The following is a 12,514-nucleotide window of genomic DNA, read 5'->3' on the forward strand; positions in this document are numbered from 1 at the left end:
AAAGCGGCTTTTACTCAACAAATCAAACTATCGTCAGTACCCCGGATTTTGCGGCCCCAGATTTGGATTAACCTGCAATTCAACGCGTGGCAGCGGCATCAGGTAATCACGGAGCGGGTCAAAAGTCGGATGCGGTTCCAGCGAGTTTGCGCTTCTGAACACGGCTTCACCAAGGTTTCTGCGTTTGATATCATACCAGCGTTTGTACTCGAATGCAAGTTCAAGCCGCCTTTCTTCCAGAATCAGATTGATCATGTCCGTCTTGTTCAAACCGGCTTTTACATCTTCGGGGAAAGTAGTTTGTTTTCCGGCCCAGTTTCTTGCCCGCGCACGAATCTGATTGATATAGGAAATCGCTTCCGGGTTCGACCCGCTGATCTCGACAGAAGCTTCCGCTGCAATAAGCAGGATTTCCGCATAGCGCATTGCGGCGTAATTATGATCAGAATAGCGGCCTTCGGAACTTGAATTTCCTGCATACCGTGCGTATTTGGCAATGTGCGGACGTTTGGTATTCTGAAATTCGGTATACGGAACAAGTTTTCCGCCTACAAGCAGTGAGTCGTCAAAGCTTACTTCTTTGCGGTAATCCCTTGCATCCCACGTTTCAAACACTTTCATGGAAGGAACGATCACACTCCATCCGCTTCTCGGCGCATCGCCGCCGCGCACGCCTGTCATGGGCGCCATGATATCATCGTTTGCACCGCCTGCACCGCTCTGAAGTCCCAGAAAGTCAACGTCAAAAATGTGTTCTTTCATGTTATTGGGCTGCGGCGCGCGGAACAGAGTCTGGAAATCGGCTTCAAGTGCATAACCGAATTTATCCTTGTTGTCGATGACATATTTGGCTTCGGTGTAGGCCTTCTGATAATCTGCAAGGGTAAGATAAACGGATGCAAGATAAGAAGCGGCACTTCCTTTGCTGGCACGGCTTCGTACTTCCGAAGGCTGTTTTTCCGGAAGCCATTGTTTTGCAAATTCCAGATCTTCAATGATTTTGGTGTAAACCGTTGCAGCCGGCGTTTTTGAAATCGTCTTCACCGATTCCGGATCATCTATAAAGAAGTCGATGTACGGAACATCCCCGAAAACCTGCACCAGATGAAAATAGCTGAAAGCACGGATAAACCTTGCTTCTGCCATCAGCGGATTGATTTCCGCTTCCCCAAGTCCAAGCTGTTCCGCACCTGCTATGGCCGCATTGCTTGCGCTGATCACCTGATACCATTGCGGCCAGAACTGATTGACCATGTTATTGTTGTCGTCCATGTTGAAATCATTTACCTGCTGCCGTTCTGCAGGAGTTCCCCGGTCGCCGATGTCGGCCATATCGCTTCTCAGCATGAGCGCGGAAACAAACTGGCGTCCGTACAGACGCTCGCTGGCAATCCAGCCGTATGCGCCGAAAATGGCCGTTTCCACATCTTTCGTAGTCCGGAACAATGCTTCCGGTGCAAGCAGCCCGACCGGTTTTTCTTCCAGATCGGCGCAGCCCGGCAGCATGCCGGCGAGTGCGAGTACAAGAAACAATTTATTGGTTAAGATCTTCATTGTGCTAACTTTTTGAGGAATAAGATTAAAATCCGACATTCAGGCCGATCGTATAGGATTTGGCATTTGGATAACTTCCGTAATCCAGTCCAAGGTTTCTGTTGCTGTCCGTATTGCCGTCGGATGAATAATTCACCTCCGGATCATACCCCTCGTAATTCGTAAATGTCAGAATATTCTGCGCACTTGCGTAAATGCGAAGCTTGCTGATTTTCAGTTTGTCCAGAAACGCTTTTGGCAGATTATATCCGATCGCAAGATTTTTAAGCCGTACATAGCTGCCATCCTGAATCCAGCGTGTGGAAACCCTTCTGGTGCGTCCGGCCATTGCTTTCGGAATATCCGTATTCGTGTTGGCCGGCGTCCAGCGGTTCAGCGCATCGGTAGTCGCATTGTTGATACCGGAAAGCAGATTGAGTTCCATCAAGGTATAACTCAGCATATCATTTCCCTGCGACGCCTGGAAAAAGATGCTCAGATCAAGCCCTTTCCAGCTGAAATCGTTGTTCATTCCCCACGTGAATTTCGGATGCGGATTGCCGATAATGGTTCTGTCATCGCTGTTCAGCAGGCCGTCCGGCTCGCCTGTAAGTACGCCTTGCGCATCTTTTTTGCCGTTGATGTCCCTGAATTTTTCTCCGCCGGCTGCCACTTCAAAGCCTCCGCCGGGAATAAAGCTGTCGCCTTCCTGATAAACGCCGTCATAAATCCAGCCGTAAAAGCTGCCGACCGGATAGCCTTCACGCAGCACCTGCGTTTGTCCAAGACCAACCATATGGCCCGGAGCAGAGCCGTAAAGAATGTCCGTACCGCCCGGCAGCTTCAGTACCTTGTTGCGGTTCAGTGCAAAGTTGATGTCCGTGTTCCATTTGAAATCACCTACCAGATTCCGGGTATTCAATGTAATTTCCAGACCTTTGTTTTCGACTGATCCAATGTTCTGCAATTGATTGGTATAACCGGAATATTGCGGAAGCTGTACGCTGAAAAGCAGGTCTTTGGTAACTCTCCGGTAATAATCGACCATCAGGTTCAGTCGGTTGTTCAGCAGACTTATGTCCGTTCCCACGTCGAACTGCCGGGTTGTTTCCCATGTCAGATCATTATTGGCAACCGTCGTCGGACGCACGGCGTTAACCGGAACGCCGTTGATAATGGTGTAAACATTCGAAAACCGGGACATGGTTTGGTAGGGCTCAATGGCCTGATTTCCGGTGAGGCCGTAACTGACACGCCATTTCCACTGACTGATGGCTGACATGTTCTGCATAAAAGGTTCACTGGACATTTTCCATGCAAAAGCACCGGAAGGAAATGTCGCCCATTTTTTGTTCTTGCTGAAATTGGAAGAACCGTCCTGCCGGATGTTGGCTGTAAAAAGATACCGGTCAAGCAATGAATAGGTTAGTCTGGCATAATAGGACGCAAGCTGCCATTCGGTTAAGCCGGATGCAGGACTTTGCCATACGGAAGAGCCTCCCAGGTTCCAGTAGGAAACCGCATCGGTAATGAAAGATTGCCCGGAACCGCCCCAGTTTTCGCTGGATGAAGTCTGGTAGGAATAGCCCGCCATGACCGAAAGATCATGAATGGCTCCAATCTTCTTGCTATACGTAAGGTAATTTTCATTCAGGAGCAAAGTGCTTTTGGTACCGTTCACGGATGCAGCTCCTCCCACGTTCCGGCCGTCGTTGAGTGTCGTGGGAGTAAAGCTTCCTGCTCGTCCGCTGTTGGTGGTGGCGCCCAGTGTAATCCTGAATTTCAGGTCTTTGAAAATGTCATACTCGGCATACAGATTGCCCTGGATCCGGTCATTGACTGATTCGTTCTGAAGCTGCGTCGCGATGGCATACGGATTATCAATCGGATCGTTGAGCCTTGCTACTGTAAATCGGCCGAGCGCATTGCGTATCGGCTGGTCGGGCTCGAATTTAAATGCCGAGGAAATAACGCCCGGCGTAAGTCCGCCGGATTGTTCCTGTGTTCGGGACTGTTCTCTTGAAACACGCTGTGCAAACAGGTTCATGCCCATTTTGAGTCTTTTGGCCAGCTGGATATCAATGTTGCTGGTAACAGAAAAGCGATTGTAGCCGGAATTCAGAATGATGCCTTTCTGGTCATAATACGCGCCTGAAACATAATATTTGACCGCATCGCTGCCGCCGGCAACGGAAAGCTGATGATTCTGGATGCCGCCTCTTCGGAAAACTTCATCCTGCCAGTCGGTATCACTGCCTGCCGAAACGATCTCAGGACGCACTTCCTTGACGTAATCCAGAAACTGCGATGCATTCAGGAGTTTAAGCCGGTTGATTTCATTTTGCGTGGAATAAGACGTGTTGAACTCGATTCTCGGTTTCCCGGACTGGCCCTTTTTGGTCGTAACCATAATCACACCGTTTGCTCCTCTGGAACCGTAAATGGCAGTGGCGGAAGCATCTTTTAGGATTTCGATGGATGCAATATCTTCCGGAGGCGGTAAAGCGCCGCCCACAAAACCATCGACAACATAAATCGGGTCACTGCTTGCGTTGATGGAAGTACCGCCGCGGATCCTGACTTTGAAGGCCGAGCCGGGTTCTCCGTTATTGGCCTGAATCTGTACGCCCGCTGCACGGCCTTGCAGCGCCTGAACCGTTCCAAGTGCAGGATAGGCTGTCAGTTCTTCGGCTTTTACAGAAGAGACCGAACCGGTAACATCGCTTTTCTTGACCGTACCGTAGCCGACAACCAAAACTTCTTCCAGCGATTTCTGGTCTGTTTTCAGCGCAACGTCAATTTCGGTACGGTTGCCGACCTTGATTTCCTGGGGTTCATAACCTACAAAGCTGAAAACTAATGTGGAATTGGCATCCGGAATGGCAATGGAGTAATTTCCGCCGGCATCCGTTGATGTTCCGGTCTGAATGCCTTTAACCAGAATATTAACGCCGGGCAGCGGTTCCTTGCTTTCCGCATCATAGATTTTTCCTTTGATCGTGATTTCCGTCAACGTCGAAAGCACAGGTTTCAGTGAAACTTCCGCACGCGCTTCCGGAACGGCGGGCGGCGACGGCTTGATCACAATGTTCTTTCCCGAAACTTCATAAACAAGACCGAGCGGCACAAGAAAATCATTCAGTACTTTGGACAATTCCTCATTTGTACGCTGAATGGAAACTTTCCGGTCCGACCCGATCAGTTTTGAACTGAATACGAACCGTACGCCCGACTGCTTTTCGATTTGTCCGAGTACTTTTTTAATTTCCTGATCCTGTGCATTCAGGCTGATTTTCTTATTCAGTACTTCCTGAGCAAAAACGTGCATAGCATTTGCCGGAACTGCGAACCATACTGCCATGACGAGCATGATCATCATGACACGCCTGAGCATTGACAAATGAGGTTTAAACGGTACTTGTACATTCATGGTCTGGAATCGTTTTGGTTTAGTTAAATAGATTTAGGCAAGATTTTCAAATATTCTATTTCAAGGCTTTGCTGTTGGTCCGCAACCATTTCCCTTGATGATGATGCTGTCATCCGTGCGTTCATAAGTGGCATTGATCGCCTTGCAGACAAGATCCAGTTTTTCATACAAAGGCAAATCCGTTAACTGTGCCGTAACCGGACAATCGTTCATCCTGTCAGAATCATATCGGATCTCGATACCATAGGCCTTGCGAAGTGTTGCGAAAACTTCTGATGCCGGCACGTCATCAAATTCAAATTGGTAGCCGGCAGTGCCGTTTGCAATAATCTGCGGACTGGGTACAAGGCTTTTGGTCATTTTTTCGGATTCCCTCAGGATCACAATCTGCTGATTGGGTTCAATGATGACGCCGGTTAATTCTTTTGAACGCTGTTTTTGTACGGCAGCGGGATCTTTACGCGTGAAGACGGCTACTTTCCCCGTTTTTACCAAAACGGAAATTTCTTTTTCAGCCGGGTAGGAGCGGACAATAAAGCTTGTTCCCAGTACTTTGGTCACCACTTCATTGGCATATACGAAAAAGGGCCTTTCAGGATCGGCTGTAATATCGAAAAAGGCTTCTCCGGAAAGGTAAACTTCCCGTTTTAATTTGTTTTCTGATGAAAAACTGATTTTTCCGCCGGGACTAAGTTTCACTGCACTGCCATCCGAAAGTCGTATAGTCTGAGCAATTCCGGTCGTGTTGACTTTCTCAATCAGCGGTACATCCGCATGGGCGACAAGGCGTTGGTAATCCAGTTGCTTCTGTTGGTTCCATGTCCAGAAGATCCAGCCCAGGCCCGCCATTAGTACAATGACGGCCGCTGTCTGCAGCCAGAACTTCGGAAACCAAGCTGTGGAACGTGAGGGATTTTTTTCGGCGCTGCTGTTGAGCTTGCTGACAATGCTTTTGACTGCCAGTTGCTTTTCCGATTCACTGAACGGGACATTTGCAGGCCCGACGGCTTTTACAATTCCTGCTGCGCGGAGAACCAGATCCATTTTGTCCGGATTTTTTTCCAGCCACAAATTCCAGACTGTTTCTGTTTCCCGGGTTGGATGAAGAACCCATTTTCGAAAATAGGCATCCCATATAAAATCTTCCAGCATGAAGTTGTTGTACCGATCCATTTGAAAATAGTATCTTTCAAATACCATTAGACAACAGGCGGGACTGGATACTGTATTTTTATAGCTTTTTTTAAAATTATTTTTGGATCAGAATTCAATTAATTCGCAAGTATGTGAATCAGGCTTACGATTATTTTCCATTGCATTTTGATAGTCCGGAATGCGGATTGAAGTAAATTGGAAACAGACTGTGGATGAATATCCATGATGTCCGCAATCTCATCCCGCTCCAGATCGTTGAAAAACCGTAGAAATATGGCTTCCTGCTGTCTTCTGGGCAGTTCATTCAGCACACATGTAATGCGTTTTGCAAGCTGCTGGTCCTGTTCGGACTGAATAAACAGATATTCCGCACTAAATTCCACATTGAAATCGGATAGGGACTTTTCAATGTTATCGGTAGTTTGAACGCGGTTCCGCTGCATGACACGATGGATGCGGCGGCGAACCGAAGCAAGCAGATAGGCACGTGGCGGAATTTGCGGATTCAGTACGTTACGTTTCTCCCAGATTTCCAGAAATACGTCCTGAATGCAATCTTTCAGCATTTCACGATCCGAACTGAATCGGCATCCGTATTGAAACAGCAGGCCGTAGGTTCTGCCAACAAGCTGTTCATAACAGGAAGTGTTGCCTTCCAGCATTTTACGCCAGAGGTTTATTTCATCTTCTTCCTGAGGACCATTTGTTTTTAGGAGCTTCATGGAACCCTTTCTACAATCGGGAAAGCTGAGAATTGGCAGTTGAAATAACTTCAGAGCTGCTTTTGCAAATGTATAAAACTATTAACGTTATGGTTTTCTGATAAATAATTATAAAAATAATTCTGTAAATCTGAAATGAAATTTAAAAGGCGGGATTTTTCAGGTACATAAAGCAAAAGCCTCCATGCTGATGCCAGCACAGAGGCTTTTGTAGAAGTTTAATTAGCTGGTTTTTCGCTTATAGCTTGAATCCCAGCGTAGCACGCAGCACATTGTTTTTGACATCATTCTGCTTGAACAACGGACTCATTCCCCATTCGTGCGAGAAATCGAGTGTTATAAATCCGAATTCAAGGCCAAGTCCGGCATTAAGGCCATAGGAGTAATCCTCAATGTTGTTTTTGGAGAACTGCGCCTGGTTATTATCGTCTACATCCAGTACGTACGTTCCTACAATACCGCCTTTGATGTTGGCTTTGAAAAATCCTTTGTTTGCTTTGGTAAGATAAAGACCGATCATTACCGGAACTTTCAACGAATGAATTCGCGGGCCGTCCAGCAAAGGCGCACTTGAAATACTATCTTCGCTGGTTACTCGCAAGGATGAACTGAAATAATGCGCACCCGGCTGAATAAAGAAACGCTTCATATGTATTCTGAAATCAAGTCCTGCGTTCCAGCCTGTACGTCCGTCAGCTGTGCCTTCCTTAAAATCCGCATTGAAATTGGAGGCGTGTACACCCACCATTGGAATCACCCATAATCCTGAATTGCGCGCATTCACTTCGCCGAATCGTTCCTTGAAGGTTAATCTTTCGCCGGGTCTGGATTGAATGTACTGGGTTTGTTCCGTATTTTGCGGCATATTGTTTTGTCCTGCGTAAGCATTGCCGCGTCTCTGGTTCTGCCATGCTTTAAAGGCTTCATAATCATCCATGTTGCTGTTGCCATATGGCTGCATTTGCTGACTGGAACCGCCTGCCATTCTGGATTTGTCATAATCCGAAGGAACAATAATGTTGTTGATGATGATTGAAGGCTGACCGGCTTGCTGCGGATAATTCTTGTAAGTCGATTCCAGCACTTTCTGAGCAATTTCGTTGGCATTTGCATTATTGTTTCCGCCATCCACCGGAACGTTGCGCTGAATGACCTGCGGATTGTTCTGGTATTGTTGCGCAGGTGCGGGGTTGTTGTAGGAAGGTGCCTGATTGGAACCGCCAGATTGATTGTACCCCGCCGACTGGTTGGAAGCGTTTCCTTGTATATATCCGCCGGATGTGTTGCCTCCGTTATATTGGCTGGAAGCATTTCCCTGACCAGAATTATTTGCCGGATAAGAAGCGGAAGCTTGTGTTGTGGAGGTTACACCTGCCGGAGTTATACCTGATTTCGATTCTTCTTCTGCAATTTCCTTCCGCAGCGATTCTATTTTTTTGTTGGTATCTTCAACATCTTCGGCTGCTTTTCTGGCATTTTTGGAACTTTTCTCTGCCTGTTTTGCCGATTTGTTTGCCTGGTTTGCCAGATCCTTGTTCTTGGCATCATTTCGCAATCTGTTAGCCAGATCTTCGTTTTCAGCTGCAGCGTTTTGCGCTTCCTGTGCAGCCTGATTGGCTTTGCTGGTTTTTTCTGTCAGCTCGTTTTCGAGTTTGGCAAGTTCGATTCTTTTTTCATTTAATTTCTTGCTGATTTCAATCGCTTCTTTTTGCTGATTAAGCATATTGATTGAATCTTTGGAAACACCTTGTGCAGATGCGGAAATTGCCATGAACATTATTCCATAAGTATATAGAACAGTATGCATTTTCATAATAATGAATTTTGGTAAAGTAATACTTACAATTCATAAAGAATTATGCCTGTACCAAAATGCATGATCAAACGCGGAGGGATTTACCGGATAATGGTTTGTTTTTGGCCTGCCAAATACATCTTTGAAAATCTTTAATTCAACATTAAAAAGAATTACCGGTTGCAGATTGAAATTTTTCGAAGACTTGTAAAGAATGGATTGCAAATGAAAATCCGGTAACATATAAATGAAATATGTTACCGGATTTAAATGTTTTTTTCGGGCATAATTTATCGTAATTAACACAAAATAATTAATTACATAAATGAACTAAGCTCCGCCTACTTTAACCTGTTCGGGGGCTTCATTATATCCGCCGGATCGGTCATTCATCTGTTCGTCGCTGCGCAGATTATCATGGCCACTTTCGTTGGATTCAAGAAATTGTTTTAAACTTTCCAAACCATTATTCCAACCTTCCTGATGCGGTTTGATGGCTTCCGGGCCTGAAAAACCTTCTTGTAAAATATGAAGAATACTGCCATTATCTTTGCCTTCAAACGAAATGGTCAGCGTGTAGGAAGCTTCTTCATTATTTTCGGTAAGATTCCAGTTCCAGGAATAAACCAGCTTTTCATTCGGGTTTACCTGCTTGTAATTTCCTGAAATAATTAGTCCTGCTTCCTGAAATTCATAAGTTACTTCACCGCCTTCGCGAAGATCATTTTTAACATCTTTCAGCGAGTTTCCACTAGGATGCCACCATTGTTTCAGTTGATCCGGTTCTGTCCAGGCCTGGAAAAGTCTGTTTACATCCACTGCAAATTCCTTGCTTATCTGAATCGTATTTGCGTTTTGATCCGTATCCATTATGATTGTTATATTTTATTTTTCCATCTGCACCCAGTCTGATTTTCAGCTGAGCAGAAGACCAAATTTGTAACTATAATAATTGTACCGAAGAAACTGCAGGGAATGAAATGAACAGGTCCTGATTTGCATAGTCCGATGAATACTTCATGGGCTGTGAAACAAATAAGCCAATCCATACAATAAACTGTACCGGATTGGCCTTCCTGAATTTTGAAATGACACTGATTTGCTGACGTGCATTTTATCCCTTATGCATCCGTCTAAATGACTTTTTATTTACCTCCACAACAGAGCAAAATGTCCATGAACAGGAATCGCAGAAACCTTCAGATTGTCTAGGCCATTTTGGCTTAGGTGCCACTCGGAACCGGATTGACCGGTTTGTCGGGCTACAATAATCCATTATATATAGCGGCAAATCTGCCACACCTTGCAACACCGGTTAAATGGTTTGTCCGTCGGACTTGGCCTTGCCATTTACAGGATCATTCCGGAAATCGAAAAAAGACGCTCGCATTTCGAATTGTCCGTTTATGGATTTTGGCCGGTTTTCCTCTTTACCCTCCGTTCTTTTTTATACCGGTTGAAATAGCCGCGCCATTGCTGTTGATTTGCTGGCAGCGGCTGATTGCAACCAAAGATGATGCTATTGGAATATGCTGCAATTATCCGTGGTAATCTGCCTGCGGCATGGCATATTCCACTTCTGCTTTCACCTTTTCAAATAGCAGCAGTATTCTGTTGGCAACAGCAACACATTCCTGCGGTGACATCTGGTCAATGGTATTGGCGACTGCATTCTGGATTATTCTTCCGCTTTCATCTTTTTTCGGACCTTTATGCTTGACGATGTTGCAGATGCTTTCCCATTCAGGATATAAATTATCTGAAAAATATCGTGATGGAATAAGCTGAAAATAACCGGCTTGCGCTTTAAGATGCTGTTTGGAAAGCAGTACGTTCGTGGTGAGACTTTCTACAAGTTTTGAAAGTTCAATGTAAACGAAAATGTTTGACTTTTTCATGATGTGCGGTAGTATTATAATGATCTCAGTTGTTTCATTCGGAAAATCCAGAACGAAAATCCAGCAGCAAAATCAAGCTGGATTGTTCTGAATTACATCATTTGCATCATTAGAAAATGGCTAATAAATACAGATGAATGCATCAGGGAAAATGATTAAATAGTGTTTTGAATCAGCCTGAATAAATTCCACATTGTATCCGGTACTATATACAACATTTATAAAATATTAATTCAATTAAAGGAAGACAGCAGCGGGTTTCACATTATCCTTTTAAGGATTATTTACTTAAAATAATTCAATATACACGATAAATGAATGAATGCCAAAATATGCGCAAACAAAATACACCGTGCAACGAATTTCTGGATAATGGTCAATTAATTAAAAAATGATTAACATAAATGCAGCTTAACTCCGTTACATATACGTTGTAGAAATAACACGAATGTAGTTTAACCTAGTTTTATATTCATATCGTAGTTATTTAAGAATAAGCTGGCTGAAATGGTATGGTTCGGGTAATTACAGCAGGATATATGCCGCTTGGTTTCTCTTAAAACCTGCAAGAAATGTAAATACATAATCCGGTTTAATCCTGATCCGGCGGACAATAAATCCGGATGATCAAAATTCTTTATCTGCAGAATTTTTTAATGCAGGTACTCGTAATTATACCTGCAAAGTTATATCATACAGTAAGGATACAAGCTGGTAAGAGGCCGCAAAGATTAGTTAAGAATTAGGCTTTTTAGGCAAGGAAATTACATTCCACCATGCATGAATCAGATGTTGAAAATAGCTGAGCCAATTGTCATAATCAACGGATTTTGTAAGGTATGCACTTGCCTGATTCCGGTAACTTTCATCAATATCTTCGCGATCCTCCGAAAAGCTGAATACAACTATGGGAATGTTGTTTATATTATTGGAAACAAAAAATTCACGCATTGCTTTCAGCAGTTGCAAACCATCTTTTCGTTCAGGCATGTACAAGTCCAGAATAATCAGCTGCGGAGGATATTGCAGCGTTTTCCAATGATCATTGAAGAATTCCATGGTGTTTTCCGGACTGTTCATTTCATAAATACTGACATTATGCAATGTATTTTTGATGGCGTGTGACATCAGCACACTCTGATCCGGACTGTCCTCAATAATCAGGATTGTTTTCTGTTCATTATCCTTAGGTATTACAGCGTCTTTCGGAAAGGGATTGTTATTCAGAAAGCAGATAGTGACAGCTTCGGCAAGTTCAATATATTCCCTTGCAGAAACCGGTTTGGTGATGTAGGCATTGATTCCAAGTTCGTACGCATTGTTGATCAGATCCGCGCTGGACGATGTGGAAATCATCACCACGGGTATGTGGCTGCAATAATCATTGGCCTTGATATGGGTCAGTATTTCAAGCCCGCTGATCCGCGGCATATTCATATCCATCAGGATAAGTGACGATTGTTCACAAATGGTTTTTGTATTGATCAATTCCATCATATGTACGGCGTCACTTACCTCGTAAATATCTATTTCTCCGATTACATGCTCGATGGCTTCTTTCATGAGCATACGATCGTCATCGTCATCATCAACAATATAAATGGATTTGATGTTATTCTTTATTTCACTCATTTATCAAAAGTAATGGGGCTATTACGGGTGTTCTTTTAAATCAGCCAACGCACCGGAATGCTGCTGGACAATTGGACAATTATTTAAAATTGTATGTAAAAAAAAGGTACTGAATGCATTTATCAAAACCATGCTTTTTGACTATTTGACCTTTTAAAATACATACTCAGATTTTATTTATAAGCAATATTTCTGCAATTTAAACTGTATTTAAATAGCAAACCAACAGACGGGTTGGTAAAATAAAAGGCAGAAAACGAATGGTATATTTTATTTCGCTTTCTGCCTGACAGCAACTTGCCAAAAATACCTGAACTAAGGTATTTGTTTTCTGAGATTATGTGAAGAT

General features: G+C 44.2%; 8 protein-coding genes. All 8 read right to left on the reverse strand.

Going from position 1 to position 12,514, the window contains the following annotated elements; translation table 11 throughout:
• Positions 1 to 33: 33 nt before the first annotated feature.
• Positions 34 to 1,554 (reverse strand): RagB/SusD family nutrient uptake outer membrane protein, encoded by a 1,521-nt coding sequence (locus FEM55_RS03035; protein ID WP_138279828.1) that lies wholly within the window; start codon positions 1,552 to 1,554, stop codon positions 34 to 36.
• 25 nt (positions 1,555 to 1,579) lie between these two features.
• Positions 1,580 to 4,963 (reverse strand): TonB-dependent receptor, encoded by a 3,384-nt coding sequence (locus FEM55_RS03040; protein ID WP_229209065.1) that lies wholly within the window; start codon positions 4,961 to 4,963, stop codon positions 1,580 to 1,582.
• A 60-nt stretch (positions 4,964 to 5,023) separates the two neighbouring features.
• Positions 5,024 to 6,136 (reverse strand): FecR family protein, encoded by a 1,113-nt coding sequence (locus FEM55_RS03045; RefSeq protein ID WP_138279829.1) that lies wholly within the window; start codon positions 6,134 to 6,136, stop codon positions 5,024 to 5,026.
• Positions 6,137 to 6,234: 98 nt separating this feature from the next.
• Entirely contained in the window at positions 6,235 to 6,840 is a 606-nt protein-coding gene (locus FEM55_RS03050) for an RNA polymerase sigma factor (protein ID WP_138279830.1), read from the reverse strand.
• Positions 6,841 to 7,078: 238 nt separating this feature from the next.
• Entirely contained in the window at positions 7,079 to 8,611 is a 1,533-nt protein-coding gene (locus FEM55_RS03055; RefSeq protein WP_171036454.1) for a porin family protein, read from the reverse strand.
• 354 nt (positions 8,612 to 8,965) lie between these two features.
• A complete protein-coding gene (locus FEM55_RS03060) occupies positions 8,966 to 9,505 on the reverse strand; it encodes an SRPBCC family protein (RefSeq protein WP_138279832.1) in 540 nt (179 codons plus the stop codon).
• 668 nt (positions 9,506 to 10,173) lie between these two features.
• The gene (locus FEM55_RS03065; RefSeq protein ID WP_138279833.1) at positions 10,174 to 10,533 is read right to left on the reverse strand and encodes a hypothetical protein; all 360 of its coding nucleotides are present in this window, start codon (positions 10,531 to 10,533) and stop codon (positions 10,174 to 10,176) included.
• A gap of 735 nt (positions 10,534 to 11,268) precedes the next feature.
• The gene (locus FEM55_RS03070) at positions 11,269 to 12,165 is read right to left on the reverse strand and encodes a response regulator (RefSeq protein WP_138279834.1); all 897 of its coding nucleotides are present in this window, start codon (positions 12,163 to 12,165) and stop codon (positions 11,269 to 11,271) included.
• Positions 12,166 to 12,514: the final 349 nt, after the last annotated feature.

Origin of the sequence: Dyadobacter sediminis (genome assembly GCF_005860765.1) — a bacterium.
GTDB lineage: Bacteria > Bacteroidota > Bacteroidia > Cytophagales > Spirosomataceae > Dyadobacter > Dyadobacter sediminis.

Bases quoted from the DNA above. Each gene is read 5' to 3' on its own strand.
- FEM55_RS03070 (WP_138279834.1), bottom strand. From the start codon at position 12,165: ATGAGTGAAATAAAGAATAACATCAAATCCATTTATATTGTTGATGAT.
- FEM55_RS03050 (WP_138279830.1), bottom strand. From the start codon at position 6,840: ATGAAGCTCCTAAAAACAAATGGTCCTCAGGAAGAAGATGAAATAAAC.
- FEM55_RS03060 (WP_138279832.1), bottom strand. From the start codon at position 9,505: ATGGATACGGATCAAAACGCAAATACGATTCAGATAAGCAAGGAATTT.
- FEM55_RS03040 (WP_229209065.1), bottom strand. From the start codon at position 4,963: ATGAATGTACAAGTACCGTTTAAACCTCATTTGTCAATGCTCAGGCGT.
- FEM55_RS03065 (WP_138279833.1), bottom strand. From the start codon at position 10,533: ATGAAAAAGTCAAACATTTTCGTTTACATTGAACTTTCAAAACTTGTA.
- FEM55_RS03055 (WP_171036454.1), bottom strand. From the start codon at position 8,611: ATGGCAATTTCCGCATCTGCACAAGGTGTTTCCAAAGATTCAATCAAT.
- FEM55_RS03045 (WP_138279829.1), bottom strand. From the start codon at position 6,136: ATGGATCGGTACAACAACTTCATGCTGGAAGATTTTATATGGGATGCC.
- FEM55_RS03035 (WP_138279828.1), bottom strand. From the start codon at position 1,554: ATGAAGATCTTAACCAATAAATTGTTTCTTGTACTCGCACTCGCCGGC.